This window comes from Mesorhizobium sp. M0184, from assembly GCF_040322215.1.
Classification (GTDB): domain Bacteria; phylum Pseudomonadota; class Alphaproteobacteria; order Rhizobiales; family Rhizobiaceae; genus Mesorhizobium.
The window spans coordinates 515,417-542,149 of sequence record NZ_JAMYSZ010000001.1 but is presented as its reverse complement, the minus strand read 5'-3'; the positions used below and the strand labels follow the sequence as shown (position 1 = coordinate 542,149).

Sequence of the window (26,733 nt, the reverse complement as noted above, 5' to 3'; positions counted from 1 at the left end):
TACATGAGAATGCCCGGCGCCTCGCGCCGGGCATTTTTTATGAGAGTTCCCGAAAGCCTGGATCGGAACTGCCCAGGCGTTCTTCGGATCGACACGCAATGTGTCAGCGCGATAGATAAAATTAAATCGGTTTAATCCTCTTTTCGATTTTGTTTGCACTGCAGCATTTTCGCGCTAATCATGTCCGGCAGTTCCCTTCCCCGCGTCCGGAGCCCTGTCCTTGGCAATCTCGAAGATCCTTGTCGCCAACCGCTCCGAAATAGCCATCCGCGTCTTCCGCGCGGCAAACGAGCTCGGCCTCAAAACCGTGGCGATCTGGGCAGAGGAGGACAAATACTCCCTGCATCGCTTCAAGGCCGACGAAAGCTACCAGGTCGGGCGCGGGCCGCATTTGGCCAGGGATATGGGGCCGATCGAAAGCTATCTGTCGATCGAGGAGGTTATCCGCGTCGCCAGGCTATCGGGCGCCGATGCCATCCATCCAGGGTACGGCCTGCTGTCGGAAAGCCCGGAATTCGCCGAAGCCTGCGCCAAGGCCGGCATCATCTTCATCGGGCCAAAGCCGGATACGATGCGCAGGCTGGGCAACAAGGTCGCCGCCCGCAATCTCGCAATCGAAGTCGGTGTGCCGGTAATTCCCGCTACCGATCCCTTGCCGGACGACATGGCGGCGGTAAAGGAACTCGCCAAGACGATCGGCTACCCGGTGATGCTCAAGGCGTCCTGGGGCGGCGGCGGCCGGGGCATGCGCGCCATCCGGTCCGAGGCCGATCTCGCCCGCGAGGTGATGGAAGGCAAGCGTGAGGCGAAGGCCGCTTTCGGCAAGGACGAGGTCTATCTCGAAAAGCTGATCGAGCGCGCGCGCCATGTCGAGGTGCAGGTGCTGGGCGACACACATGGCAACGCCGTGCACCTGTTCGAGCGCGATTGTTCGATCCAGCGTCGCAACCAGAAAGTGGTCGAGCGGGCGCCGGCGCCCTACCTCGAAATGCCGCAGCGCGAGGAGCTTTGCGGCTACGCGCTGAGGATCGCGCGCGAGACCAGCTATATCGGCGCCGGCACGGTCGAGTTCTTGCAGGATGCCGACACCGGAAAATTCTATTTCATCGAGGTCAATCCGCGCATCCAGGTCGAGCACACCGTCACCGAACAGGTGACCGGCATCGACATCGTCAAGGCGCAGATCCACATCCTCGACGGCTTTGCCATCGGCACAGCGGAATCGGGCGTGCCGGCGCAGAAGGACATCAGGCTCAACGGCCACGCGCTGCAGTGCCGCATCACCACGGAAGATCCCGAGCATAATTTCATCCCCGACTATGGCCGCATCACCGCCTATCGCGGTGCCACCGGCTTCGGTATCCGCCTTGATGGCGGCACTGCCTATTCGGGCGCGGTCATCACCCGCTTCTACGATCCGCTGCTGGAAAAGGTGACGGCGTGGGCGCCGACGCCGGCCGAGACCATCGCCCGCATGAACCGGGCGCTGCGCGAATTCCGCATCCGCGGCGTGGCGACCAACCTCACCTTCCTCGAGGCGATCATCAATCACCCGAGCTTCGCCGACAATTCCTACACCACCAAGTTCATCGACACGACGCCGGAACTGTTCGCCAGTGTGAAGCGGCAGGACCGCGCGACCAAGCTGCTCAACTACCTTGCCGACGTTTCGGTCAATGGTCATCCCGAGACGCGCGGCCGGCCGCAGCCAAAGGCCGATGCGGCGCCACCGGTGGTGCCATATCTCAACGGCAATGTGCCTCAAGGCAGCAAGCAGAAGCTCGACGTGCTCGGGCCGGAGAAATTCGCCGCGTGGATGCGCGAGCAAAAAGAGGTGCTGGTCACCGACACGACAATGCGCGACGGGCATCAATCCCTGCTCGCGACGCGTGTGCGCACCTATGACATTGCCGGAATTGCCGGCACCTATGCGCGTGCTCTGCCGCAGCTTTTGTCGCTCGAATGCTGGGGCGGCGCCACATTCGACGTCGCCATGCGCTTTCTCACGGAAGACCCATGGGAGCGGCTGTCGCTGGTGCGCGAGGCAGCACCCAACCTTGTGCTGCAGATGCTCCTGCGCGGTGCCAACGGCGTTGGCTATACCAACTATCCCGACAATGTCGTCCAGCATTTCGTCCGCCAGGCCGCCGCCGGCGGCATCGACCTGTTCCGCGTCTTCGACTGCCTGAACTGGGTCGAGAACATGCGCGTCGCCATGGATGCGGTCGGCGCCGAGGGCAGACTGATCGAAGCGGCGATCTGCTATACCGGCGACATACTGGACCCGGCGCGGGCCAAATACGATCTGAAATACTATGTCGGCCTGGCCAGGGAATTGCAGGCGGCAGGCGCCCATATCATCGCCGTCAAGGACATGGCTGGGCTTCTAAAGCCGAGCGCTGCCCGCGTGCTGTTCAAGGCGCTGCGCGAGGCGACGGACCTGCCGATCCACTTCCACACCCACGACACATCCGGCCTGTCGGCGGCAACCGTGCTGGCGGCGGCGGAGAGCGGCGTCGACGCCATCGACGCGGCGATGGATTCGCTATCCGGCAACACCTCGCAGCCGTGCCTCGGTTCGATCGTGGAGGCGCTGAAGGGCACCGAGCGCGATCCGGGCCTCGACCCGCAGTGGATCAGGAACATCTCGTTCTACTGGGAGGCGGTGCGCAACCAGTATTCAGCCTTCGAAAGCGACCTGAAGGGGCCGGCATCGGAGGTCTATCTGCACGAAATGCCGGGCGGTCAGTTCACCAACCTCAAGGAACAGGCGCGCTCGCTCGGGCTGGAGACACGCTGGCATGAAGTGGCACAGACCTATCACGACGTCAATCTGATGTTCGGCGACATCGTCAAGGTGACGCCGTCGTCCAAGGTCGTCGGCGACATGGCGCTGATGATGGTGAGCCAGGACCTGACCGTCGCCGACGTCGAGAATCCGGCGAGGGACATCGCCTTCCCGGATTCGGTGGTGTCGATGTTGCGCGGCGATCTCGGCCAGTCGCCGGGCGGCTGGCCAAAGCCATTGCAGAAGAAGGTGCTGAAGGGCGAAAAGCCGATCACGGTGCGGCCGGGTTCGCTGCTCAAACCGGCGGACCTCAAGGCCAGTCGCGCGGAGGTCGAGGAAAAGCTCGAGCGCAAGCTCAGCGAGTTCGAGTTCGCGTCGTGGCTGATGTATCCGAAGGTGTTTTCCGATTTTGCCGCCGCGCAGGAGACCTACGGGCCGGTCAGCGTGCTGCCGACGCCGACCTATTTCTACGGCATGAAGCCGGAAGACGAGATTTTCGTCGACATCGAAAAAGGCAAGACGCTGGTGGTGCGCTGCCTTGCCATCGGCGATGTCGACGAAAAGGGCATGGTCACCGTGTTCTTCGAGCTCAACGGGCAGCCGCGCCGGGTGAAGGTGCCGGACCGGGCGCATGGCGCGTCCGCCGCCAAGGCACGGCGCAAGGCGGAGCCGGGCAATGAGGCGCATGTCGGCGCGCCGATGCCTGGCGTCGTCTCGGCGCTTGCGGTCGCTGCCGGCCAGCCGGTGAAGGCCGGCGACGTGCTGCTGTCGATCGAAGCGATGAAGATGGAAACGGCGTTGCATGCCGAACGCGACGGCACCATAGCCGAGGTGCTGGTCAAGGCCGGCGACCAGATCGATGCCAAGGATCTGCTGATCGCGTTCGGGTGAAATAGGCCGGCGTCAGAGAGACTTGTCGGCGCCTGGCAGCAGCCCTTCATGCCGCATCGATAGTACCTTGACCCGCCGCGCCCGGTCGGGCATCGAACCGCTGCAATTCGCCGCTCGGGTCACCCCGAGTCGCGGCGAGAAACGACGCGGAGAGAAGACTATGGCCGACGACATCACCGAGACCAGCCAGACTGTTGCCGCCGGCCAGCTGCGGGCCTTCATCGAACGCATCGAGCGGCTCGAGGAAGAGAAGAAGACGATTGCCGACGACATCAAGGAAGTGTTCGCAGAGGCCAAGGGCACCGGCTTCGACACCAAGGCGATGCGGTCGATCATCCGGCTGCGCAAGAAGGACCAGGCCGAGCGGCAGGAAGAGGAATCCATTCTCGATCTGTACAAGGCCGCGCTCGGCATGGTGTAAAGGCCGGCCTCGGCGCAGGAGACGATCGCGGGAGAAGCGGTTTTAGCCACGGATTCCAGCCATGAGCGAATTCGATTTTGGCGCCCGCCGCGCCTCTGAATTCCGCCAACGCAGCTTCTGGACGCTGTTCGCGGCACGGCATCCGGATGAAAGGGCTCTGCTGGCGAGGCGCGGACCGTGGTTCTGGCAGCGTGGGCTGCCCGATTTCGCATTGGTCCTTTCCATGTATGTCGCGCCTGCGCAGAATCATGTCGGCGTCTTCTTCGGCCGCAACGAGAAGTTCGGTGCCACGCAAGCCTGGTCGCGGTTGAAGCCGTTCCAGCCGGCCATCGAAGACAGGCTGAAGCTCAGGCCAGAACAAAGTTGCGACGGCCTCGGCATCAATTCGATGTGGCGGGTGAATTGTTTTGCCGAGGACAATTGGCCGGCGATGACCGACTGGCTGGTGACGGAAGCCTCGCGTTTCGAGCGCGCGATTGCCGAAGTTCTGGGTCAGGAATAAAGCAGGGTTTCCAGACGCAATCCTTAGAATCGCTCTGGTGAGCAGAGCGAGGGAGCCGGTCGATCGATGACGATCATGTCGCGCGTTGCCGCCTTCTTCCGCTCACGCTGGTTCGGCGGCGTGCCGCTCGATCGGCTGTTCTGGCGCGACCTGGTCGTTGTTGGCACAGCGATCAACGTCGCGTCGTCGGTGGCGGCACTCATTCTGCTCGGGCTGAAGCTGCCGCTTGCGCTCGTCCTGGCGGTGCATTTCGCGCCGGTGCCCTACAATATCTTCCTGACCTTTGCCGTTTGGCGAACTGCCGAAAAATCGAATGGCGTCATGGCCTCGCTGATGACGCTTGGCGCCACGTTGTGGCTGATCCTGGTGGTCGTGGCCTGACGATCAGGCGCCCGGCTCGAATTTGAGCGCCACGCCGTTGATGCAATAGCGCAGGCCGGTCGGCGGCGGGCCGTCGTCGAAGACATGGCCGAGATGGCTGCCGCAGCGGGCGCAATGGCACTCGGTACGGACCATGCCGTAGCTGCGGTCGACGGTGGTCTGGACCGAGCCCGGCACCGGATCGTTGAAGCTTGGCCAACCGGTGCCGCTCTCGAATTTCAGCTTGGATTCAAACAAGGGCTGGTCGCAGCCGACACAGGAAAAGGTGCCGGCGCGCTTCTCGTGCAGCAGGGCGCAGCTTCCCGGCCGCTCGGTGCCGTGGTTGCGCATCACCGCATATTGCTCGGGCGTCAGCCGGGCGCGCCATTCGGCATCGGTGCGGGTAACGGGGTAGGTGTGGCTGTCCATTTTTTCCTCTTAGCTTATGTCGCTATTTGGGTTGCCTTCCCAACTTCGCCTGAAATAGGCATTTGTTACGGCGTTTGCCCGTATTTCCTATTCTGCCGCGAAGAATTCCTCAGGCGATGGCGGCGAGATAGCGCGCAACCGATGCTGAAAATGCCGCCTTTGCGTCTCCGATGACGTTCTGGTTCCACCATGCGCCGTAGATATGGTCGAACGCGAAAGGCTCCAGCGCGGCCTTGATGCCGTGCACTTTCGTCGCGTTGAGCGGGATATAGTTCGGATAGCTGTACATGAAGCTGACATGACGGCGGGTCGGCGTCACCTGCAGGATGTCGCCGGCCAGGATGGCATTGCCGCCGTCGCGGTTCCAGTGCAGCACCTGGCCACCGGCAAAGTGGCCGCCGCAGCGGATGAGCGTCAGCGATGGGTTTATGGCGCGCATCTCGCCTTCCCAGCTGATGATTGCCGGATGCGGCCGCATGATCCACTGACGGTCATCGGCGTGCAGATAAATCGGCACGCCGCCAAACGCCGCGCTCCATTCGACCATTGCCGAATAATAATGGCAGTGCGAAATGGCGATGGCGGCCAGGCCGCCCCGGCGGTTGATCTCCGCCACCGCCTCGTCGCCGACCATCGAGATGCAGTCCCACAGCACATTGCCGTGCGGCGTTTGCGCCAGCAATGCGCGCTGGCCGATAGCGAAGCGCGGCTCGATGCCGAAGGCGAGCACGCCGGCATCATCCTTGATCACGAGCCGATGGCCGGCCGCGAGCTCTTCCGGCGTGGTCCAGGCCTGGCCCTCCCAGCGCACATATTGCCGCTCGTCCTCGCAGATCGGGCAATGTCGCGGCGGCGTCGCTGTCGCCGCGAACTGGACACCGCATTGCAGGCAAAGGAAACAGGTCGACCGTCCTGTTTTGCGTGGATCCATTCAGTGCTTCCTTGAAAGTTGCTTCGTCGCGGCTTCGAGGCCGGCGAGCGTCAGCGGAAACATGCGGCCGCCAAAGATATCGCGGATGATGGCAATCGAATGGGTATAGCCCCAGTTCTTCGCGTCTTCCGGATTGAGCCAAATGGCGTTCGGCCATTGCTGCAGCAGCCTGCCGAGCCAGACGGCACCGGCCTCCTTGTTCCAATGCTCGACCGAGCCGCCGGGTTGGGCGATCTCATAGGGGCTCATCGAGGCGTCGCCGACGACGATCATCTTGTAGTCGGGGCCATATTTATGGAGGAGATCGAAGGTCGGAATCACCTCGGCATGGCGGCGGCGATTGTCCTTCCACACGCCTTCGTAGAGGCAGTTGTGGAAATAGAAATATTCGAGCTGGCGGAACTCGGCGCGGGCGGCCGAAAACAGCTCCTCGACGCTCCTGACATGGTCGTCCATCGAGCCGCCGACATCGAAGAACATCAGCAGCTTCACGGCGTTGCGACGTTCGGGTTGTGTCTTAACGTCAAGATAACCGTGCTCGGCGGTGGCGTGGATTGTGCCGGGCAGGTCGAACTCCTCTTCGGCGCCTTCGCGCATCCAGCGGCGCAAGCGCTTCAGCGCGACCTTGATGTTGCGGGTGCCGAGTTCGACGGCATCGTCGAAATTCCTGAACTCGCGCCTGTCCCAGATTTTTACCGCGCGGCGGTTGCGGCTCTCGTGCTGGCCGATGCGCACGCCTTCGGGATTGTAGCCATAGGCGCCGAAGGGCGAGGTGCCGCCGGTGCCGATCCATTTCGAACCGCCCTGATGCCGGCCCTTCTGCTCCTCCAACCGCTTCTTCAGCGTCTCCATCAGCTTTCCGAAGCCCCCCAGCGCCTCGATCAGCTTCTTCTCCTCGTCGGAGAGGTGCTTTTCAGCGAGCCTCCGCAGCCATTCCTCCGGGATGTTTGCGACATCGACCGCGTTTTCGCCGGCCAGCGCCTCGACACCTTTGAAGATGTGCGAAAAGACCTGGTCGAAGCGGTCGATGTGGCGCTCGTCCTTCACCAGAGCGGCGCGGGCGAGATAGTAAAAGCCCTCGACATCATAGTCGACCAGCCCGGCCTCCAGCCCCTCCAGCAGCGACAGATATTCGCGGAGCGAGACCGGAACCCGCGCTGCCTTCAATTCGAGGAAGAAGGGGATGAACAATTGCTATCTGTGCCTCACAATCACGGCGGATTCACCCCCGGAACTGTCGATTTCGCCGGATCGCAGCAAATCCGCTACCCTACTTGGGTTGGGCATGGGTAAGTGCTTTGCAATACGTGCTTCGACCCATTCGCGCGTGGCGGACGTCGCGTCGGCGATTGCTTCCTCGGGGCTTGCGCCGCCGCCGTGGCAGCCGGGAAGATCGGGCACCCGCACTCCCCAGACGTCATTGGCGCTATCCAGAATTCCGAAATAGCAGATCATTCAGCTCGTCCTCAGGTATTTCAACCGCTCTCATCACAGCAGATCATATTCGATGAAGCCGGTCCTGCGCGCCACGTGGTCGTAGAGCTTGCGTGCGGTGGTGTTGGTCTCGTGCGTCATCCAGTAGACGTTCTTGACGCCGATCTTGCCGGCTTCCTGCTTGACCGCTTCGATCAGGGCGGCGCCGACGCCCTTGCCGCGCACATCGGGGTCGGCGAACAGGTCCTGCAGATAACAGTTGTTTATCTCTGACCAGCAGGAGCGATGATAGAGATAGTGCGTCAGGCCGACGGCCTTGCCGTCGAGGGTGGCGATGAAACCCTTTGGCTCGAACTCGCCCGCCGTGAACAGCCGCTTCCAGGTGACGGCGTAAACCTCTTCCGGCAGCTTGGTTTCGTAGAAGGTGAGATAGGCGGTCCACAGACGCCGCCAGTTGGTATGGTCAGATTGCGCCAATGGGCGGACGGTGATCTCGGTCATTTCGTTTTCCCTCTGAAGTCGGCAACCTGAAGCTGCCTCCGTGCCCGGCTAGAGGCAACGGTCCAGCACCGGGAAAGCGCTGTCCGGTGACTTCGTGGGCTTCCGGCCGACCGGCCCCTCACCCCTGCCGTCTCGCCATGAAAGCCAGGCGCTCGAACAGATGCACGTCCTGTTCGTTCTTCAGCAGGGCGCCGTGCAGTTTCGGCAGCGCGTTCTTCGGGTCGGCGCGCAGGTCTTCGGGCGCGATGTCGTCGGCGACCAGCAGGCGGATCCAGTCGAGTGCCTCGGAGGTCGACGGCTTCTTCCTGAGGCCCGGCACGTCACGGATTTCATAGAATTGCGTGAGTGCGGCGCGCACCAGGTTCTGCTTGATGCCGGGATAGTGCACGTCGACGATTTTGTGCAGCGTCTCGACGTCGGGAAAGCGGATGTAGTGGAAGAAGCAGCGGCGCAGGAAGGCGTCCGGCAGCTCTTTTTCGTTGTTGGAGCTGATGATGACGATCGGCCGGACGGTGGCACGGATGGTCTCGCCGGTCTCGTAGACGAAGAACTCCATCCGATCCAGTTCCTGCAACAGATCGTTGGGGAACTCGATATCGGCCTTGTCGATCTCGTCGATCAGAAGCACGACTTTCTTGCCGGCAGCAAAGGCGTCCCACAGCTTGCCGCGCTTGATGTAATTGCGGATATCGTTGAAGCGCTCGTCGCCGAGCTGGCTGTCGCGCAGCCGCGAGACGGCATCATATTCATAGAGGCCCTGCTGCGCCCGCGTGGTCGATTTGACGTGCCATTCGATCAGATCCAGGCCGAGCGCCGCCGCCACCTGGCGGGCAAGTTCGGTCTTGCCGGTACCGGGCTCGCCCTTGACCAGCAACGGCCGCTCCAGCGCGATCGCCGCGTTGACCGCCACCATCAGATCCTTGTCGGCAACATAGGCTGCCGTGCCTTCGAAACGCATTTTTGCTCCCGGGTTCATCGCGCGACCCTAAGGACGCGGCCTTCGCTGTGCAAGGCGCTGCTGGCAAAGCGGGGATCTTGCCGGCGCGACCCTCGTCGAGCGGTTCTGCGTCGATTTAAGACTCGAAACATGTCGTCTCTCTGGCGCTTGGTCTGCCGTCAGCCTATATTGGCGGAGACGGTCTGCGCTTCCCGGCAGGAGAACATTTTCCCCGGGGCCTTAATGATCCCTAGGGAGCTGTCCCTGGGAAGACCCGTGGGTTTTCTCATACGGCGCCCACCTACTTTGTAGGTTCCCGGGATCGCTCTCTCCACCGGTTGTGTGGATCGTCACCTGTCGAAAAGGCCATGTCTGGCGGATCTTGTCGTCGCGCCGCTTTGTGCGGTGCTCTCACGAACGAAAAGTTCGCCCCGCTCCTCCAAAACGTCGCTCGTAAAACTCCATCCAAATCTGATCTTTTCTACCGTCGGCGCATGAACTCCCCAAAAGACCTGAAAAAGAATCTCCGCAACCAAGCCCTCGGCCGCCGCGATGCGCTCGATCCGTTCTGGCGGGTGGAGGCAGCGCTCGAAATGGCCGAGACGGCGCGAGACCGGATCACCGTCGCGCCGGGCCAGATCGTCTCAGGCTTCTGGCCGATGCGCTCGGAAGTCGACGTCCGGCCGCTGATGTTTGCCTTGCGCGAAAAGGGGGCAAGGCTCTGCCTGCCGGCCATTCTCGACAAAACCACCATCGTCTTTCGCGAACTGGTGCGCGGCGCGCCGATGGTCGACATGGGCTTCGGCACCGTCGGGCCGCACGAGGAAGCCGAGGTACTCGACCCCCAGCTCATGCTGGTGCCGCTCGCCGCCTTCGACGCGCGCGGCCACCGCATCGGCTACGGCGCCGGCTATTACGACCGGGCGATCGCGCGGCTGGCCGACAAGGGGCAGCAGCCGCGGCTGATCGGCATTGCCTTCGACTGCCAGGAGGTGGCCGTGGTGCCTGACGAGCCGCATGACGTGATCATTCCGGAAATACTCACCGAGAGCGGGTTGCGTCGCTTCGCGCCGAAATTGTAGATAAGTTCCTGGACGCATGGTCTTTTCCGAAAGTCATGCAGCTTTTTGCTTCGCTGACCTTCGGTTCGGGATCACGCTTATATGAGACTTCTCTTCCTCGGCGACATGGTCGGCAAGACAGGACGTACGGCGGTGTGGGAACAACTGCCTGGCCTGATCTCGGATTTCAAGCTCGACTTCGTCATCGTCAATGGCGAGAACGCCGCCGGCGGCTTCGGCATCACCGAGGAGATTTTTCGCGAGACGATCTCGGCCGGCGCCGATGTCGTCACCACCGGCAACCATGTCTGGGACCAGCGCGATGCGCTGATTTTCGCGCCGCGCGAAGAGCGCTTCCTGCGTCCGTCCAATTTCCCCAAGGGTACGCCGGGGCGCGGCTCAGGCGTCTACATCGCCAGGAACGGCGCGCGCGTGCTGGTCGCCAACATCATGGGCCGGGTGTTCATGCATCCCGAGCTCGACGATCCGTTCCAGGCCGGCGAGCGCGAACTTGCCGCTTGTCCGCTTGGTGAGCAGGCCGATGCGATCGTCATCGATTTCCATGCCGAGGCGACCTCGGAAAAAATGTGTTTCGCTCACTTCGTCGACGGCCGTGCCAGCCTTGTTGTCGGCACCCACACGCATCAGCCGACCGGCGATCACCAGATCCTCAATGGCGGCACCGGTTATATTTCCGATGCCGGCATGTGCGGCGATTACGATTCCTCGCTCGGCATGGATAAGGAGGAGCCGCTCAACCGGTTCTTGTCCAAGGTGCCGAAAGGCCGCTTCGAGGCCTCGACCGGACCGGCGACATTGTGCGGCGTCGGCGTCGACATTTCCGACCGTAGCGGCCTGACCGAACGGATCGCGCCGTTTCGCCGCGGCCCGCGGCTGGAGGAAACGGCTCCATCCTTCTGGTCGTGACATTGATATAGACGCTTGCAATACCCAATTGCCGGCGAAACTGCTCTAGATCGTAGAGGGGACGACCTCCATGCAGCTAGTCGAATTCCTGGCGCCGCATTTCGCCTTTGTCTCCGACCCGACGGCATGGGTCGCGCTGCTGACGCTGATCGTGCTGGAGGTCGTGCTCGGCATCGACAATCTGATCTTCATCTCGATTTTGACCAACAAATTGCCGGTAGCGCAGCGGGCCCGCGCCCGGCGGCTCGGCATATCCGCCGCGCTGGTGATGCGGCTGATCCTGCTGGCCACCATCTCGATCATCGTCCAACTGACGACGCCGATATTCACCGCCTTCGGCCACGGCTTTTCATGGCGCGACCTGATCCTGATCGCCGGCGGCCTGTTTCTCGTCTGGAAGGCGACCAAGGAAATCCACCACACGGTCGATCTCGATGATCACCAGGACACCATGATGGGCGAGACGCTGCAGCTTTCGCTGGCCGGCGCGATTTTCCAGATATTGCTGCTCGACCTCGTCTTCTCGATCGACTCGATCATCACCGCCGTCGGCATGACCGACGAAATCGCGATCATGTACATCGCGGTGATCGTGGCGGTGAGCGTGATGATGCTGGCGGCCGGGCCGCTGGCCGACTTTATCGCCAGGAACCCCAGCATCGTCATGCTGGCCCTCGGCTTCCTGCTGATGATCGGCATGACGCTGATCGCCGACGGCATGGGTTACCACGTGCCGAAAGGCTACATCTACGCCGCCATGGGCTTTTCGGCACTGGTCGAAGGGCTCAACATGCTGGCGCGGCGGCGGAAGAAGGCAAAATCCGGCGGCCACTGACGCCGCGCACCGGTCTGGGCAGGCCGGCGCGTTTTTTAAGTCGCCGGCACGCCCCTCGGATGACGGTCGCCGATCAGGCCAAGCGTCAGGCCTTGCTCCAGCCACGCCTTGGCGCCGGCGAGCACCAGCGCAAAACCGCCGGTCGAGTCGATCGCCTGCTTGACCTGCTCGTCGGGGCTGCCGGCAAAGCCGAAATTGCGGACCTCGACAAAGGTCGTGTTGCCCGGCATCTCGGCGAAAGTCCACACTACCGTGGTCGGCGGATCGCTCCATTGCATGACGATCTTCTTGTTATCGACGATCTCACTGACATTGACCGTCGTCGAGACGCCATACATGCGCCATTCCCAGCGAACTTTGTTGCCGCTGTCCAGCCTGTCGCTGCCATGGGTGAACCAGAACTTCGTCGTGATCGCCGGATCGACGAAGGCTTCGAATACGTCGTCGACCGGCCTCCTTATCAGCATGCCGGCTTCGGCGGTCGGTGTTTCGCGGATTTCCATTTCGTCCTCCTTTCCACGGCGTCGCCTGTTCACCAGGCATCGGGTTCGCGCACCAGGTGAATGATGTCGGCCGGGTTGGTGATCCAGCCGCCGCGAAAGCCTTCACCCAGTGCCTCGGTGGCGTCGCAGCGCACGACACCGGCCTTGGCGAGATGCTCCGCAGCGGCCGGAAAATCATCGGTGAACAGTTCCAGCCAGATCTCGGCCTGGCTCATCATCGGCGCCTCGTCGATCCACAGTCGATTGGGACCGAGTTCGAAGCCGACGGCCGGCGGTTTGGCCGTGAATGGCTTCAGGCCGATGACGTCGCGATAGAAGGCGATCGTTGCCTGGTATTGATGCGGCGGGACTTTCATGGCGATGTTGATGCCGCCGGTGATCTTCGCGGTCATTCTTACTCCATTTGCTCTCAGATGTTGTTCTCGTTGGCCGGCTCGCCCTTCATCTCGCTGCGGTAATAGCCGTCGCGCAGATTGATGCCGTATTCGACATAGGCCTTCATGCAGGCCAGCATCTGCGACCAGCCCTCGCAATTGAGGTAGGACTTCTTCAGGCCGACCGCGTCCTCGTGCCAGCCGGTTTCGGCGATGGTGACAAAGGTGCCGCCATCGTCGAGCGGTTCGAAATTCATTTCGATGCGGGTCTTGTAGGTCGGCTTGCCGTCGGCGTCGGTGGCATCCCAGCGCAGCACGATGCGGCTGTCTTTCTTCACCTCGTCGACCTCGACCGGAACCTTGCCCCACCAGATGACGGTGGCGCCCGCCTCCAGCAGTGCGCTGGCGCCGCCGATCGTGGTGAAGTAGCCGCTGAGTTTCTTCGGATTGACGACCGCATCGAAGACTTCGGCGACGGGTTTGCCGATGCGGCCAGAAACCCTGAATCCAAGAGACATATCCACAGCTCCTTCCTTGAATGGCTCAAGGATATGTTATAGAAATATAACATGTCAAGCCAATCGCGAGACGACAATGTTTTCAAGGCGCTGGCGCATCCGCGCCGGCGTGCGTTGCTGGACCGGCTGAAGGATGCGCCGCAGACCACCGGTATGTTGTGCGATGCCTTCCCCGACATGGACCGCTGCACGGTCATGCTGCACCTGAAGGTGCTGGAGGAGGCCGACCTGGTCGTGGCTCGGCGCGAGGGGCGCGAACGCTGGAACCATCTCAACGCGCTGCCGATCAAGCACATCCACGACCGCTGGATCAGTCAATATGCCACGCACGCGATCAGCATCCTCGACCGGCTGAAATCCGATCTTGAGGGATGAAAAGTTTGCCGAAGCCTGCCGATTTCGGATCTTGAAAGCCTTGCGTGCCGGCAGCAATGGCGCGGCTGGACGAATTGAGCCGATTTATCTATAAGCCGGCCATTCCGACAGCGAGCGCCGTCCGTCCGTCAGGGACGCAGCAGGACGTTCTGAAATTTTGAATTCGAGCATTTTGCAAGATGCCGGGTGGTTCACCAGGCGGCAGATGCTCTAGCCGAGAAGATGACAGGGGTGCCATGGCTGGCCATTCACAGTTCAAGAACATCATGCACCGCAAGGGCCGCCAGGATGCAGTGCGGTCGAAAATGTTTTCCAAGCTGGCGCGCGAAATCACCGTCGCCGCCAAGAGCGGCACGCCCGATCCATCGATGAACCCGCGCCTGCGCCTTGCGGTGCAGAACGCCAAGGCGGTGTCGATGCCGAAGGACAATATCCAGCGCGCCATCAACAAGGCGTCGATGGGCGATGCCGAGACCTACGAAGCCGTGCGCTACGAGGGTTACGGGCCAGGCGGCGTCGCGCTGATCGTCGAGGCGCTGACCGACAACCGCAACCGCTCGGCGTCGAACGTGCGCGCTGCCTTCACCAAGGCGGGCGGGGCGATGGGCGAGACCGGCTCGGTATCGTTCATGTGGGACCGCGTCGGCGAGATCTACTATCCGGCATCGGCCGGCAGCGCCGAGAAGGTGATGGACGCGGCGATCGAGGCCGGTGCCGACGACGTCCAGTCGGACGAGGAAGGCCACACGATCTACTGCGCTTTCGAGAATCTCGGCGAAGTGTCGAAGGCGCTGGAAGGCGCACTCGGCGAGGCTGAATCGGTGAAGCCGATCTGGAAGCCGCAGACCAATGTCGCGGTCGACGAGGAGCGGGCACAATCGCTGATGAAGCTGGTTGCGACGCTCGAGGACGACGACGACGTGCAGAGCGTCTACGCCAATTTCGAGGTCGACGAGGAGACCTTGGCAAAGCTCAGCGCGGCATGACCCAACACGCGCTGCCCACAGTCCGCATCACCTATTGCACGCAGTGCCTGTGGCTGCTCAGGGCCGGCTGGATGGCGCAGGAGCTGCTGTCCACCTTCGGTACCGATCTCGGCGAGGTGACGCTGGTGCCCGGCACCGGCGGCATCTTCACCATTTCCTGCAATGACACGCTGGTCTGGGACCGCAAGCGTGACGGCGGTTTTCCCGACGCCGCAAAGCTCAAGCAGCTGGTTCGCGACGTCATCGATCCGGATCGCGATCTCGGCCATGCCGACCGCAAGGGCCATAAGTCAAAAGACCCTGCCTGAGGGCCTTTTTGACTTCCGTCCTGCATTCACCGCCATGCGAAGATGAAGCAGCCCAGCGCCACGATGGCGGTGATGGTGCGGACGTGGTTCCACATCACCCAGTCCCTGAGGTAGGTGGCCCATACCGCGGCGCTGTTGGCGCTTGCCGGATCGACCGCAGCCAGGGCGTTGTTGAGCGGCACGTTGAACATCATCGTCACGATCGGATTGCCGACGACATAGATCAGGGCGCCGGCGAGGAGCCAGAATGCACCCGGTTGGCTCCAGCCGATAAGAGCGCCGGCGGCAAGGACAAGACAGACCAGCCCGGTGCCGAAAAGTGCGGTCATGAATGCCGGCGTGATCACGGTGATGTTGATCGAATTCATGGCGGCGATGCCGCCTGCGGCAGGCAAGCGGGCGAGCGCCGGCATGATAAAGTTGGAGAAGGCGAAGAAAACGCCGCCGACAACGCCTGAGCCAATGGCAGCGACGAAGGTGAGGGTGGGAAGCAGTTTCATGATCATGTCAGTTGCTCCGGTTTCGGGGTTCGAGCAATTTGATTGGCGTGGCGTTTAGAAAATGTGAGCGATCCTCACATTTGCAAAACGTGATAAATCCTCGTATTTTGTCAGTCAAGCCATTTTTCTGGAGACAGTCATGGAAGGCACCGCTGCACCGGGTTCCCCCAACGAGCAGGCCGCATCGCCGCGCCGGGCGCCGAGCCAGCAGCGCAGCCGCGAGCGGGTCGAGCGGATGCTGGCCGCCGCCTCGGCGCTGATCGCCGAGCAAGGCAGCGACGCCATGCGCATGGGCGAGGTGGCCGAGAGGGCCGGCGTGTCGATCGGCTCGCTCTACCAGTTCTTCCCCGACAAGAGGGCGCTCATCTGGGCGCTGGCCGAACGCTACACCGCCGAAAGCCAGGCCTGCATTGCGGCAGCGCTAGCCGAGGTCAATGACGCCGACGGCCTGCGTCGGGCATTTTCGGAACTGGTGAATATCTACTACGGAATGTTCCTGGCGGAGCCGGTGATGCGCGACATCTGGTCGGGCACGCAGGCCGACAAGGCGCTACGCGAACTCGAGCTTGCCGATAGCCGGGCCAACGCCGAATTCCTTACAGCCGTGCTGAAACGGCTGCGGCCATCCGCCGATCCGGAAGCGCTGGAAACGACGGCGTTTCTCATCTGGCAGATGGGCGAGGCCGCAATGCGGCTGGCGATCTCGGTCGGGCGGCAAGAGGGCGACAGGCTGGTTGCCGCCTACAAGCGGATGGCGCTGCGCGAGCTGGTCGGCGAATAGGGCCGTATTTTCGCAATAAAAAACCCGCCACGAAGGCGGGTTTCTCGATCTGCGAAACGCCAATGCGGCTTAGAGGCCGAAGCCTTCGAAACGCTTCTTGAACTTCGACAGGCGGCCACCGCGGTCGAGCAGGGTCTGCTGGCCGCCAGTCCAGGCCGGATGGGTGGTGGGGTCGATATCGAGGTTCATCGTATCGCCTTCCTTGCCCCAGGTCGAACGGGTCATGTATTCGGTGCCGTCGGTCATGACGACCTTGATGGTGTGGTAGTCGGGATGAATATCGGTCTTCATGGGTCTGTTCCTGGCTTGCCGGGTGCTGCCGACGGGCTAAAGCCTGCGTCGATGCGCCCCTTTTTAAAACTCGAAGCCGCAGCTATTGAGGAGCCACGGCTTCTAAAACGGTCGGCGAGCCTATACATCAGCCGGAATTGAATCACAAGGCCGCGGCAAGCGCATATTGATGGCGCAAGCCTCAAAGGGCCAAAGGAAACGGTCATGGCGAACATCAGCGGCGATGCAGACGAGCGCAGGCGCTCGCTGAAGCCGCTGCAGCGCCTGTTTCCCTACATCACGCATTACCGCAAAATGGTCATCGGCGCGATCGTCTCACTGGCCGTCGCGGCGGCGACGACGCTGGCGCTGCCGCTGGCCGTGCGGCGGATGATAGACCACGGCTTTTCCGCTTCCGATTCCAGCTTCATTGCCGAATATTTCGCTATGCTGGTGGTAATGGCCGCCGTGCTGGCGGCGGCGTCGGCCAGCCGCTACTATTTCGTCATCACGCTCGGCGAGCGCGTCGTTGCCGATATCCGCCGCGATGTCTTTGCCCACGTCACAACGCTGTCGCCATCCTTTTTCGACACGGCCCAGTCGGGCGAGGTCGTCTCGCGGCTCGCCGCCGACACGACACAGGTTAAATCGGCCGTCGGTGCCACCGCCTCGGTGGCTTTGCGCAACGTCATCCTCGGCCTTGGCGCCGTGGCGATGATGGTCTTCACCAGCCCAAAACTGTCCGGCCTGGTCATCGCGGCCATTCCGCTAATCGTGCTGCCGCTGGTCGCCTTCGGCCGCTCGGTGCGGCGCAAGTCACGGCTGGCGCAGGATACTCTGGCCAATGCCACCGCCTACGCCAGCGAGCAGATCGGCGCGGTGCGCACCCTGCAGGCCTTCACCAACGAGAAGCTTGTAACCGGGTATTTTTCATCCGCCGTGGAAGCAGCGTTCGAAGCGGCGCGGGCCTCGATCTTTGCCCGCTCCTTTCTCACCTTCTTCGCCATCTTCATGATCTTTTCCTCGGTCGTGGCGGTGCTGTGGTTCGGTTCGCGCGACGTGCTCGACGGCACGCTGTCGCCAGGCACGCTTGGCCAATTCCTGCTCTATTCGGTGTTCGCCGCCGGCGCGCTCGGCGCCCTGTCGGAAGTCTGGGGCGAACTGTCCCAGGCAGCGGGCGCTGCCGAACGGCTGACCGAGATCCTGGCCGAGAAACCCGCGATCCAGGCGCCCGCCGATCCGAAGCCGCTGCCGGCAAAGGCGAGAGGCGCGATCAGCTTCGACGATGTCTCCTTCTCCTATCCGGCCCGGCCCGACCGCGCCGCCGTCCATGGCCTGAGCTTTCAGGTCAAACCCGGTGAGACGGTGGCAATCGTCGGGCCATCCGGCGCCGGCAAGAGCACGGTGTTTTCGCTGCTTCTGCGCTTTTACGATCCGGAGGCCGGCAGGATCGTCATCGACGGGGTCGATCTGCGCGAGGCCGATCCGGCCGCGATCCGCGCGCGGATCGCCATCGTGCCGCAGGACGTCACCATCTTTGCCGCAAGCGCGCGCGACAATATCGGCTTTGGCCGGCCTGGCGCCAGCCAGGCCGAGATCGAGGCGGCGGCGAAGGACGCGCTTGCCGACGAGTTCATCCTGAAACTCGAAAAGGGCTATGACAGCCAGGTCGGCGAGCGCGGCGTGACGCTGTCGGGCGGCCAGCGCCAGCGCGTGGCGATCGCCCGCGCCATTTTGCGCGATGCGCCCATCCTGCTGCTCGACGAGGCGACCTCGGCGCTAGATGCCGAAAGCGAGACGCTGGTGCAGACGGCGCTGGACCGGCTGATGAAGGGCCGCACCACGATCGTCATCGCCCATCGGCTGGCAACCGTGCTGAAGGCCGATCGCATCCTGGTCATGGATGGCGGCCGCATCGTCGAGGAAGGCACGCATCAGAGCCTGGTCGCCAAGGGCGGCATCTATGCGCGGCTTGCCAAGCTGCAGTTCGACACCGGGGCGAATGCTTTCAGGGGCGCGGCCGAGTAGCATCGCTCCATCCCGATGAAATCGGGATGAGGCTCCATCTTCTTGTTTGACCATGGTCTTTTCCGAAAACCGGCATCCACTTTTCGGGATCATGGTCCCCGGCGGCCGCCGAGTTTCTTCAGCTACCGAAAGCTCGGCGTTTGCCGCGTCGATAGGCTATGAACAGGGGAACGCCGACAAGCAACGACAACAAAAGCATGCTGGCGACGGTCTGTCGCTGCTCCTTTGCCGGATCGCTGAGCTGCACATCGGCAGGCGGCTCTTCATAGGTAAAATCGTACTGCCAGCGAACCTGGTCTGCGACGTCATCGACGGTTTTCAGATAATCGGCAATCGCCTTGGCCGGTACTTCAGTCGCCAGCGTCTGAAAGTTCCATTCAACTTGAAATTCGGTGGGCGTGTTGGACCAGGATGCCTTGAGAGACAGATAGGGCGTCACGACGTTTTTCATCGACTCGCCGGAAAACCTCGCCTTGAGGTTGCGCACGGTCACCTTGTGGCGGCGGTAGAACTGGGGGCCGAGGGAGACGGGCCCGGTTCGGTCGACGATTGTCGGGGTTGGAAGAGAGTTGTTGCCGAGATCGGCCGCGCGGATCGGGAAATTCTTTGCCAGATCGTTGGCCGTCAGCGCCTCCGCCGGCAAGCGATAACTTTCCTTCACGCTCACTATGTTGCCGTCGCGCCGATCCACGATTTCCGGCTTGGCGATGGTTTGGATGCCCGGATATTGCTTGTTGTAGTATTTCAGGTAGGCGTCCGACACCTCGCTCAGCGACCTGCTGGCGAAATTGCCGCGCATCCAATCGGCATCGGCGTCCTCATATGTCGAGAAGACCGTCAGCACGAGGGGATCGCCCGGTTTCCGCGGAAAGTCGAATTCCTCGGCGATCTGGATCGATGGGCTGGCAAGCACAGGGCTCGGCATCTTCTCCAACCCGCCGGTGCTGGAAAGCGGCAGCGCGAAGCCGTAGTCCGGCTGTGCGAGATTGTGCGCCCTGCCGCCCTGAAGATAGTTCGTGGCGTCCAGCCAATATGTCTTTGCTCCGATCCTTGCCTTGACGATGGCATGGTCGAAATCGCGGAGCGCCGGCAGATGCTGGTCCAGGGCCCGTCCCTCGTCGAGATCGGCCAAGGCGACCTCGGCAGCAATGCCAAGCCGCACAAGCGACGAAACCAGCAGCAGGGCCTTGTCCTTGCAGTCACCGAACCCGCTCAGGATAACCGTCGCGGGATCACGCGGAACGTAGGAACCGGCACCCATCGACAGGCTTACATAGCGGATCTGGTCCTGCACCAACCGCATTGCCTCGACCATCCGGTCTTCGGGCACCGGATGCCGCAGAGCGATGTCGTCGAGCTTTGCGGCAAAAGCCGGGGGAAAAACGGTCGCTGGCTTGTAATAGGGCGCAACGGCATCGACCACACTTTGCCAATTCGCGGTAGACGCGACATCGATGGAGCCCCAGCCTGGATAGGTCACGGGCAGGTTGTCCTCGACATTGACCGGTTTCGGGTTTGGAATTTCCCATAGATAGGTGGTGTCCGGCCCAGTCGGGGAGATTGAGGGCTTAAGTCGGGTTCCCCTTGTCTTGATCTGGAGCGGCTGGCCCGAAGGCCAAATGATGCTTGTGCGGATAAGCGCTACCGGCTCTTCCCATTCGGTGGAGAAATTCTTGAAGAAAAGGTCCTTGCCGACCAGCGGTGTTACTTCGTAGGTCGACCCGTAATCGACGATGTCGCCGGTGCGCACATCATCGATGTTGACATGTGCAGTCAGCCAGCCGTCGAAGACGCCCTTCTCGGCGTCTCTTTCCCTGCGGAAGATGTCGAATTTGACGCCTTCCAGCCGGTCCAGAACGGCGCCATCGCGGATGATGTGAAGATGGTTGAGCGTGACCTTGTGCCGGGACGGATCGAACTGCAGATCGATACTCGCGCCACGATCGAGGCCGGGACGGTCGACAATTTTATAGACGGTGCGCGAGTACTCGACATAGCCGCCGGCGCGATGCTTGATCTGGTCGTCCGAGAGCAGCCATGAAACGCCATTCTTGATTTGATCCGATCGGGTGGGATCGGCAGCCGGAATATCAAGCTGCTTTACCCAGCTTTCTGCCGGACCCTTGAGAACCATGTCGTCGGACATGGCCGGAGAACTCAGGCCGATCAATAAGATGAAAAATACCAAGCGGGGCCAGAAAGACTTCATCCTATGAAAACTGTAACAGACAGACATCTACGCTCGCCCAACTTGGAAGAACTCCTTTTTCAGAGGCTTTTCCACCAAAGTAAAGGCCAGTTTCGCGGATTTCTGCAGTCACCGCGGCAAGAACCTGGAATAGACGAAGCGGCTCAGTTCCCGTACCGCTTCTTCAGATGGTTAGTGAAATGTGCGGCATCGAGCTTTTCGCCGGTAGCGCGTTCGAGCAGTTCCGGTGTCGACCAGCGCGAGCCTTGCGACCAGATCCTTTTGCGGCGCCAGTCATTGATCGCGGCGAAATCTCCCTTGGCGAGGTCTTCGTCGGCTGAAGGATGATCCCTGGTCAGCGCCGCCCATTGCTGCGCCGCCATCATGGCGCCCAGCGTGTAGGAAGGGAAATAGCCGAAGGCGGCACCCGGCCAGTGGACGTCCTGCATCGGACCGTCAGCCGGATTGTCTGATGTCGACAGGCCGAGATAATCGCGCATCTTGGCATCCCAGGCTTCGGGCAGGTCGGCTGCTTCCAGCCGTCCCGAGACAAGCTCCTGCTCCAGCTCGTAGCGCAGGATGACGTGCAGCGGATAGGTGACCTCGTCGGCATCGACGCGGATCAGGCCGCGCTCGACGCGGTGTACATGCGGCAGGATGTCGTCGATCGTCCAGCTCTCGCCGAGGTGTCTTTCGACCACCGGCAGCGCCCAGCGCCAGAATTCTGGATTGCGGCCGATCTGCTTTTCGACGAACAGGCTCTGGCTTTCATGCACCGCCATGCCGCGCGCTCTGCCCAGAGGCCAGTGCGCCCACGCCTTCGGCAGGTTCTGCTCGTACAGCGCATGGCCGGTCTCGTGCAGCACGCCCATCAGCGCCGACAGGAAATCCGAGGTCTTGTAGCGGGTGGTGATGCGCACGTCGCTCGGCACGCCGCCGCAGAAGGGATGGTGCGAAACCGACAGCGAGCCGTGGGTGAGGTCGAAGCCGACCGCCGCCATCATGGCGAGGCCAAGCTCGCGCTGCTTGTCCAAGGGGTATCTGCCGGAAAGCGGCTTCAGCGGATGTTTCGCCAGCCGCTCTTCCTGCACGGCCAGTGCCTCCGGCACGAAGCCTTTCAGGAAGGTCTTCAACTCGACAAACACAGGCGTGATGTCGGCGGCGCGATTGCCCGGGTCATATTGCTCCATCAGCGCGTCGTAAGGCTCGAGCCCGAGCACCTCGGCGCGAAGGGCCGCCTCCTCGCGGACCAGCGCCACGACGCCTTCGAGCGCCGGTAGGAAACCCGCCCAGTCGTTCTTGGCGCGCAGGTCGCGCCAGAGCTGCTCGGAGCGCATGCGCGCGGTCGTCTGGCGCTCGACGAACTCGACCGGCAGGCAGGTCAGGTTGGTGTATTGCCGGCGGAATTCCCTGACCGCGGCCTGCTGCTCTTCGTTCAGCGCCTCCTGCTCGGCCGCCGCGATCCAGTCGGCAATCTCCGGCGCAGTCGCCCGGGCATGGTGCATGCCGGCAAGCGCCGACATTGCCTCTGCGCGCTTCTCGCCGCCGCCGACCGCCATATGGGTCGCCTCGTCGGCGCCGAGGATGGCGAGGGCGTGTTCCAGCGCTTCGAGCTTGTGGCCGAGGTCGTCGAGTTTTTGAAAGGACATTGTGGGTTCCGCTGATTTGACGGCGGGAAAAGATACCAATGCAAAACTGTTGGCAACCCCGAAGCCGTCCGCGATCGACGCATCGACTGCCGGCTGCAACGGCCGAAAAGCATCTTGTGGAAGCGGTGGCGTGCGTGATCAATGTCGTCCGGCGGCGGCAGACCGCGATGCGGAGACGAAACATGATCGCCAATGTGCTGGTCGGGCTGGTGGCCGTGATCCACCTCTGCATCGTCTATCTTGAGATGGTGCTGTAGGACACGCCGCGCGGCCATATGGTATTCAGGCTGACGCCGGAATTTGCCAGTGCCTCGAAAGTGCTCGCGGCCAATCAGGGGCTTTCTCGCAGCCGGCCTGATCTGGGGGCTTTACCTCGGCGAAGCCGGTTTCCAGTTCAAAGTCTTCTTCCTGCTCTGCGTCGCCGTCGCCGGTCTTTACGGCGCAGCGACGGCGGGCCGTAAAATCCTGTTCATCGAGACAGTGCCGGCAGTGCTGGCGCTGATTGCGCTGGCGTTGGGCTAGCGCATGATCCCCGAACCGAAAGCTGGAAAAGGATCATGCGCAAAATCCATTGCCACAGTGCCGGGCACTGCGGCCGATTTCAGCCGCCTGGATAAGTTGGGCCGTAGCCGTTGGGATAGTATCCGCCATCGGCGCCGTTGCCGATGAGGAAGGCACTGCCGGTGTCAGCGCGCAGCTTTTGGCTGACATCGTCGAGCTGCGCCAGCAACTGCTGATATTGCGTGCTCGGCATCGTTCCATCGCGTGCGGCCCTCTGGGCGGCCCGATCGAGTTGAGCGACCTGCGTGCGCAAGTCACGTGCCTCGCCCGGCTCGAGCTTGTTCGCCCGGATGGCGCCCTGGATACCCGTCTCCACACTCTGGATCTGATTGATCAAGGCCGTCGCACGCGGGCCGGCGTAAGTGCCAGCAAACGGAACGGCGAGGAGCAGTGTGGCGAGCGTAGCAGTCCTCAGATTCCTGGGAGCGAAGAAGCGCATGGTTGCGTCTCCTTTACTGGGGAAGGCGGTGGTTGGGAGGGTCCTGCCTTCCGGCCGCGGGCCGTCAGGTTCCGTCGCGTCGCGATGAGCGGTTCCACCGCCGGCGGTTCTCGGCCCATGACCAAGGCTAAAAGGCCATGGCGGCAAAGTGTAATTAAAAAAAGGTAATTTTTTCAGCTCTTGCCGCTGCCGCACCAGTGCCCTAAATGCCGCCGACTTGAGCCGGCTCGACCTGGCGCATGATACAAGCCAAAGGCTTGCAGATCACCGCTCGGTCAGCTTCAACTCGATGCGGCGGTTCTTGTTGCGCGCCTCTTCGGTATCGGCGGGGTCCAGCGGCTGGAATTCGCCGAAGCCGGCCGCGACCAGCCGGTTGGCCGGCACGCCGTTCTCGATCAGGAACTTGACTACCGATGTCGAGCGCGCCGTCGACAATTCCCAATTGTCGCGGTAGCGGCCGGTGCCGGAGAGCGGCTTGTTGTCGGTGTGGCCGTCGACGCGCAGCACCCAGTTGATCTCCGGCGGGATTTCCTTTTGCAATTCGATGATGGCATCGGCGAGCTTCTTCATCTCGACCTTGCCGGCATCGTTGATCACCTCGGAGCCGGTCGGGAAAAGCACTTCCGACTGGAAGACGAAGCGGTCGCCGACGATGCGGATGTTCTCGCGGTCGGCAAGAATTTCACGTAAGCGGCCGAAGAAATCGGAGCGGTAGCGGTTTAGCTCCTGCACGCGTTGCGCCAGTGCGACGTTGAGGCGGCGGCCGAGATCGGCGATCTTGGTGTTGGATTCGCGGTCGCGCGTTTCGGACACGTCGAGCGCTTGTTCGAGCGCTGCGATCTGCCTGCGCAGCGCCGAAATCTGCTGGTTGAGGATCTCGACCTGGCTCAGCGCCTGCTGGCTGATCTGGCGCTGGCTGTCGAGCTCGCCGGAAAGTGCCGTCGCGCGCTGGTTGGCGGCATCGCCGGCACCGGCGCCTTGCGCCAGCAATTGCTCGAGCCGGCTCTTTTCCGCCTCCGACGCGGACAGCGACGCCTGCAAATTGGCAAGGGTGTCCTCCTTGTCCTGCGTCGTCGAGCGCTCCAGCGCCAGAAGCTGGGTCAACTCGTTGATCTGCGAGTTGAGGCGGTTGAGCACCGTGTCCTTGCCGGAGATCTCGCGGCCGAGCAGGAACTGCGCCAGCACGAAAACAGTCAGCAGGAACATGATCGCCAACAGCAGCGTCGACAGCGCATCGACGAAGCCCGGCCAGTAATCGATGCGGCGGTCGGAGCGCCGGCCTCGTGCCAACGCCACGTCAATGCACCCCAGGCTTCTTCAAGGCGTCGGCGATCTTCTCCAGGGTGTTGCGCATCGCCTTCTGCTCGTCGGACTGGGCCTCGACCCAGTCGCGCATGATCTGCTGCTCCGAGCGCATGTTCTTGACCAGGCCGGAAATGCCGTCGGCGAGATTGGCCATGGCGGTGGCGACGCGCGGATTGGAGCCGCCGCCATTCTCCTGCAGGGTGCGCAGCTTTTCCGACAACAGCCGGATTTCCTCGGAAGGTTCGGTCTTGGCCGCGTCGGCAACGACGATGTCGGAGGACAGGTCGGTGACCGAGGACAGCCAGTTTTCGAGTTCGGTATAGAAGCGCGTCTGGGCGCGGCCGGCCTGCAGGTCGAGGAAGCCGAGCACCAGCGAGCCGGAGAGGCCGAACAGCGAGGACGAGAAGGCGGTGCCCATGCCGGCCAACGGAGCGGAAAGCCCCTGCTTCAGGGATTCGAGCACGGCCGCGGCATCGCCGGTGCCGGGATCGAGCGACTCGATGGTTTCGCGGATCGAGCCGATCGTGTTGAGCAGGCCCCAGAAGGTGCCGAGCAGGCCGAGGAACACCAGCAGTCCGACAAGGTAGCGCGACGTGTCGCGGCTTTCGTCGAGGCGGGTGGCGATCGAATCCAGCATGGTGCGCATCGAACTGGTCGAGAAAGCAATCGTCGAGGAGCGGCCGATCATCGCCTTCATCGGCGCCAGCAACACCGGTTCGGTGGTTTCGGAACCGGCGCGGAACGAGTTGACCCAGCGCACCTCGCGGAACAGCCGGCCGACCTGGACGAAGGCCAGCAGGATGCCGACCGCCAGCACGCCGATGATCAGGCCGTTGAGGCCGGGATTGGTGACGAAGGCGGTCGAGATCTGGCGGGTCAGGATGGCGGCGATGAAGGCCACGATGAACAGAAAGATCACCATGGTCAGCAGAAACACCTGCGGGCTCGACAATTTGTGCGGATCGTAGATCAGAACGTCGGAGCGCCTGCCCATGCCGAAGGATCTGAGAAGAGTCATCCGTGCCCCGTTTCCGATGCCGTCGCCGCCGATCAATTTGTGTTTGCGACTCTAAACGGAATTGTGACGAAATTGAATGGCGCTTGGCAATATTGCCACTGTCCGCGACCGGAGGTCAAAGCCGGTTGATGACCAGGCAGTCGACCATGGCGGCCAGATGCAGGCCGGCGCCGGTGACGACAAAGCCATGCCACAGCGCATTGTGGAAGCGCAGGCCCTTCCAGGCGAAGAAGATCACGCCACAGGAGTAGACGATGCCGCCGGCAACGATGAGCGCGATCGATGTCGCCGGCAGCGTCCGCACGAGCGGCTCCACCAGAACGATACCGCTCCAGCCGATGGCTAGGTAGAAGACGATCGCCAGCCGGTCGAAACGGCCGGGAAGAAAGACCTTGATGGCGATGCCGACCGCCGCGGCGGTCCAGACCAGGACGATCATGGAAACGGCCAGCGGCGAGCCGCCGAGCTGCGCCAGGAAAGGCGTGTAGGTGGCAGCGATCAGCAGATAGATCGCGGCATGGTCGAAGCGCCGCAATATCCATTTTGCCGGCGACGACACCGGCCAGACATTGTAGGCCAGCGAAACCGACAGCACGGTGAGCAGCGAGACTACATAGAAGGCGGCGGCGACGTATTCGCCGGGGCCGGTTCGATAGGCGGCCAGTGCCAGCAGCGTCGAGCCGGCAGCGATCGCTAGCACGATGCCCACGGCGTGGACAATGCCGTCGGCGATGATCTCGGCGCGCGAGTAATGCCAGCGCCCCATAAAGGGAATGTCGAGCTGGGAGAGTTCGCTCTGGGGTTGGGGCCGGCTGTTCGTCATCGATGATCCTGCGCCACCTTATCTGGGCGGCCGCGGGACAGTATTTCAAGCTTTGGTTGCGGTTTTGCGACTGCGGCGGTTCAGCGCGGC

At 62.4% G+C, this 26,733-nt stretch carries 29 protein-coding genes, 1 other RNA gene and 1 pseudogene; 14 read left to right on the top strand and 17 right to left on the bottom strand.

The genetic code is table 11. From position 1 onward, the window contains the following. The first annotated feature begins 220 nt into the window (after positions 1–220). From pyc to NKJ23_RS02785, 4 genes are all read left to right on the top strand, one after another. Positions 221–3,679: a pyruvate carboxylase gene (gene pyc / locus NKJ23_RS02800; protein WP_352678010.1), complete on the top strand. Its 3,459-nt coding sequence runs from the start codon at positions 221–223 to the stop codon at positions 3,677–3,679. A 160-nt stretch (positions 3,680–3,839) separates the two neighbouring features. Next, positions 3,840–4,100 carry a DUF2312 domain-containing protein gene (locus NKJ23_RS02795; RefSeq protein ID WP_023719653.1) on the top strand — a complete coding sequence of 87 codons (261 nt, stop codon included), beginning with the start codon at positions 3,840–3,842 and terminating at the stop codon, positions 4,098–4,100. A 61-nt stretch (positions 4,101–4,161) separates the two neighbouring features. Further along, a complete protein-coding gene (locus NKJ23_RS02790; protein ID WP_352678008.1) occupies positions 4,162–4,602 on the top strand; it encodes a hypothetical protein in 441 nt (146 codons plus the stop codon). A 66-nt stretch (positions 4,603–4,668) separates the two neighbouring features. Then, positions 4,669–4,983, top strand: coding sequence for a hypothetical protein (locus NKJ23_RS02785; protein ID WP_352678006.1), 315 nt, complete (start codon positions 4,669–4,671; stop codon positions 4,981–4,983). A 3-nt stretch (positions 4,984–4,986) separates the two neighbouring features. On the opposite strand, the gene msrB is transcribed toward NKJ23_RS02785, so the two are convergent. The 6 genes from msrB to NKJ23_RS02755 all read right to left on the bottom strand — a co-directional run bounded on the left by msrB (position 4,987) and on the right by NKJ23_RS02755 (position 9,215). Further along, positions 4,987–5,391: a peptide-methionine (R)-S-oxide reductase MsrB gene (msrB, locus tag NKJ23_RS02780; protein WP_352678004.1), complete on the bottom strand. Its 405-nt coding sequence runs from the start codon at positions 5,389–5,391 to the stop codon at positions 4,987–4,989. A 109-nt stretch (positions 5,392–5,500) separates the two neighbouring features. After that, positions 5,501–6,322 carry an MBL fold metallo-hydrolase gene (locus NKJ23_RS02775; protein ID WP_352678002.1) on the bottom strand — a complete coding sequence of 274 codons (822 nt, stop codon included), beginning with the start codon at positions 6,320–6,322 and terminating at the stop codon, positions 5,501–5,503. Further along, on the bottom strand, positions 6,323–7,513 hold the full coding sequence (locus NKJ23_RS02770) for a vWA domain-containing protein (RefSeq protein WP_352677999.1): 1,191 nt from the start codon (positions 7,511–7,513) through the stop codon (positions 6,323–6,325). Between the two features lie 3 nt (positions 7,514–7,516). Then, a complete protein-coding gene (locus NKJ23_RS02765) occupies positions 7,517–7,777 on the bottom strand; it encodes a type II toxin-antitoxin system HicB family antitoxin (RefSeq protein ID WP_352677997.1) in 261 nt (86 codons plus the stop codon). A gap of 33 nt (positions 7,778–7,810) precedes the next feature. Further along, positions 7,811–8,257: a GNAT family N-acetyltransferase gene (locus NKJ23_RS02760; RefSeq protein ID WP_352677995.1), complete on the bottom strand. Its 447-nt coding sequence runs from the start codon at positions 8,255–8,257 to the stop codon at positions 7,811–7,813. A 118-nt stretch (positions 8,258–8,375) separates the two neighbouring features. After that, complete coding sequence (locus NKJ23_RS02755) at positions 8,376–9,215, bottom strand: AAA family ATPase (RefSeq protein WP_352677992.1); 840 nt, start codon at positions 9,213–9,215, stop codon at positions 8,376–8,378. A 176-nt stretch (positions 9,216–9,391) separates the two neighbouring features. On the opposite strand from NKJ23_RS02755, the gene ssrS reads away from it, so the two are divergent. From ssrS to NKJ23_RS02735, 4 genes are all read left to right on the top strand, one after another. After that, positions 9,392–9,547, top strand: a non-coding RNA gene (gene ssrS / locus NKJ23_RS02750) — 6S RNA. A gap of 141 nt (positions 9,548–9,688) precedes the next feature. After that, on the top strand, positions 9,689–10,276 hold the full coding sequence (locus tag NKJ23_RS02745; protein WP_352677990.1) for a 5-formyltetrahydrofolate cyclo-ligase: 588 nt from the start codon (positions 9,689–9,691) through the stop codon (positions 10,274–10,276). An 81-nt stretch (positions 10,277–10,357) separates the two neighbouring features. Beyond that, entirely contained in the window at positions 10,358–11,182 is an 825-nt protein-coding gene (locus NKJ23_RS02740) for a TIGR00282 family metallophosphoesterase (protein WP_023678036.1), read from the top strand. A gap of 70 nt (positions 11,183–11,252) precedes the next feature. Then, positions 11,253–12,017, top strand: coding sequence for a TerC family protein (locus NKJ23_RS02735; protein ID WP_352677987.1), 765 nt, complete (start codon positions 11,253–11,255; stop codon positions 12,015–12,017). A gap of 35 nt (positions 12,018–12,052) precedes the next feature. On the opposite strand, the gene NKJ23_RS02730 is transcribed toward NKJ23_RS02735, so the two are convergent. The 3 genes from NKJ23_RS02730 to NKJ23_RS02720 are packed head-to-tail and all read right to left on the bottom strand — an operon-like array spanning position 12,053 to position 13,412. Continuing rightward, entirely contained in the window at positions 12,053–12,520 is a 468-nt protein-coding gene (locus NKJ23_RS02730) for an SRPBCC family protein (protein WP_352677985.1), read from the bottom strand. A gap of 29 nt (positions 12,521–12,549) precedes the next feature. Continuing rightward, positions 12,550–12,912 carry a VOC family protein gene (locus NKJ23_RS02725; protein ID WP_352677983.1) on the bottom strand — a complete coding sequence of 121 codons (363 nt, stop codon included), beginning with the start codon at positions 12,910–12,912 and terminating at the stop codon, positions 12,550–12,552. A gap of 17 nt (positions 12,913–12,929) precedes the next feature. Further along, positions 12,930–13,412 (bottom strand): SRPBCC domain-containing protein, encoded by a 483-nt coding sequence (locus NKJ23_RS02720; protein WP_352450849.1) that lies wholly within the window; start codon positions 13,410–13,412, stop codon positions 12,930–12,932. A 51-nt stretch (positions 13,413–13,463) separates the two neighbouring features. Here NKJ23_RS02720 and NKJ23_RS02715 point away from each other — a divergent pair, with 51 nt between their 5' ends. The 3 genes from NKJ23_RS02715 to NKJ23_RS02705 all read left to right on the top strand — a co-directional run bounded on the left by NKJ23_RS02715 (position 13,464) and on the right by NKJ23_RS02705 (position 15,081). Further along, complete coding sequence (locus NKJ23_RS02715) at positions 13,464–13,787, top strand: ArsR/SmtB family transcription factor (RefSeq protein ID WP_023678030.1); 324 nt, start codon at positions 13,464–13,466, stop codon at positions 13,785–13,787. Between the two features lie 236 nt (positions 13,788–14,023). Next, positions 14,024–14,773, top strand: a complete 750-nt coding sequence (locus NKJ23_RS02710; protein WP_352677980.1) for a YebC/PmpR family DNA-binding transcriptional regulator — start codon at positions 14,024–14,026, stop codon at positions 14,771–14,773. After that, the gene (locus tag NKJ23_RS02705; RefSeq protein WP_023719638.1) at positions 14,770–15,081 is read left to right on the top strand and encodes an Rdx family protein; all 312 of its coding nucleotides are present in this window, start codon (positions 14,770–14,772) and stop codon (positions 15,079–15,081) included. Before NKJ23_RS02710 ends, NKJ23_RS02705 begins: the two co-directional genes overlap by 4 nt. Before the next feature lie 26 nt (positions 15,082–15,107). Here the strand turns inward: NKJ23_RS02705 and NKJ23_RS02700 are convergent, their stop codons facing one another. Further along, entirely contained in the window at positions 15,108–15,587 is a 480-nt protein-coding gene (locus NKJ23_RS02700; RefSeq protein WP_352677978.1) for an anthrone oxygenase family protein, read from the bottom strand. 133 nt (positions 15,588–15,720) lie between these two features. Between NKJ23_RS02700 and NKJ23_RS02695 the strand changes: the two genes are divergently transcribed. Next, on the top strand, positions 15,721–16,362 hold the full coding sequence (locus NKJ23_RS02695) for a TetR/AcrR family transcriptional regulator (protein ID WP_352677975.1): 642 nt from the start codon (positions 15,721–15,723) through the stop codon (positions 16,360–16,362). A gap of 69 nt (positions 16,363–16,431) precedes the next feature. On the opposite strand, the gene rpmE is transcribed toward NKJ23_RS02695, so the two are convergent. After that, the gene (gene rpmE, locus NKJ23_RS02690; protein WP_006327661.1) at positions 16,432–16,653 is read right to left on the bottom strand and encodes a 50S ribosomal protein L31; all 222 of its coding nucleotides are present in this window, start codon (positions 16,651–16,653) and stop codon (positions 16,432–16,434) included. Between the two features lie 204 nt (positions 16,654–16,857). Here rpmE and NKJ23_RS02685 point away from each other — a divergent pair, with 204 nt between their 5' ends. After that, positions 16,858–18,660, top strand: coding sequence for an ABC transporter transmembrane domain-containing protein (locus tag NKJ23_RS02685; RefSeq protein ID WP_352677972.1), 1,803 nt, complete (start codon positions 16,858–16,860; stop codon positions 18,658–18,660). A 118-nt stretch (positions 18,661–18,778) separates the two neighbouring features. Here NKJ23_RS02685 and NKJ23_RS02680 read toward each other — a convergent pair whose 3' ends face one another. Together NKJ23_RS02680 and NKJ23_RS02675 are read right to left on the bottom strand one after the other, a co-directional pair. Beyond that, entirely contained in the window at positions 18,779–20,806 is a 2,028-nt protein-coding gene (locus NKJ23_RS02680) for a DUF3857 domain-containing protein (protein WP_352677969.1), read from the bottom strand. A gap of 206 nt (positions 20,807–21,012) precedes the next feature. Next, positions 21,013–22,497, bottom strand: coding sequence for a carboxypeptidase M32 (locus NKJ23_RS02675; protein WP_352677967.1), 1,485 nt, complete (start codon positions 22,495–22,497; stop codon positions 21,013–21,015). Positions 22,498–22,679: 182 nt separating this feature from the next. Between NKJ23_RS02675 and NKJ23_RS02670 the strand changes: the two are divergent. Continuing rightward, positions 22,680–23,019: pseudogene (locus tag NKJ23_RS02670) on the top strand (DUF1304 domain-containing protein). A 79-nt stretch (positions 23,020–23,098) separates the two neighbouring features. Here the strand turns inward: NKJ23_RS02670 and NKJ23_RS02665 are convergent. The 4 genes from NKJ23_RS02665 to trhA all read right to left on the bottom strand — a co-directional run bounded on the left by NKJ23_RS02665 (position 23,099) and on the right by trhA (position 26,643). Beyond that, a complete protein-coding gene (locus NKJ23_RS02665; RefSeq protein ID WP_352677964.1) occupies positions 23,099–23,497 on the bottom strand; it encodes a hypothetical protein in 399 nt (132 codons plus the stop codon). Between the two features lie 264 nt (positions 23,498–23,761). After that, the gene (locus NKJ23_RS02660) at positions 23,762–24,793 is read right to left on the bottom strand and encodes a peptidoglycan -binding protein (RefSeq protein ID WP_023678020.1); all 1,032 of its coding nucleotides are present in this window, start codon (positions 24,791–24,793) and stop codon (positions 23,762–23,764) included. Between the two features lies 1 nt (position 24,794). Continuing rightward, positions 24,795–25,820 carry a MotA/TolQ/ExbB proton channel family protein gene (locus NKJ23_RS02655; protein WP_023678019.1) on the bottom strand — a complete coding sequence of 342 codons (1,026 nt, stop codon included), beginning with the start codon at positions 25,818–25,820 and terminating at the stop codon, positions 24,795–24,797. A 115-nt stretch (positions 25,821–25,935) separates the two neighbouring features. Next, positions 25,936–26,643, bottom strand: a complete 708-nt coding sequence (gene trhA / locus NKJ23_RS02650) for a PAQR family membrane homeostasis protein TrhA (RefSeq protein ID WP_023678018.1) — start codon at positions 26,641–26,643, stop codon at positions 25,936–25,938. Between the last annotated feature and the right edge of the window lie 90 nt (positions 26,644–26,733).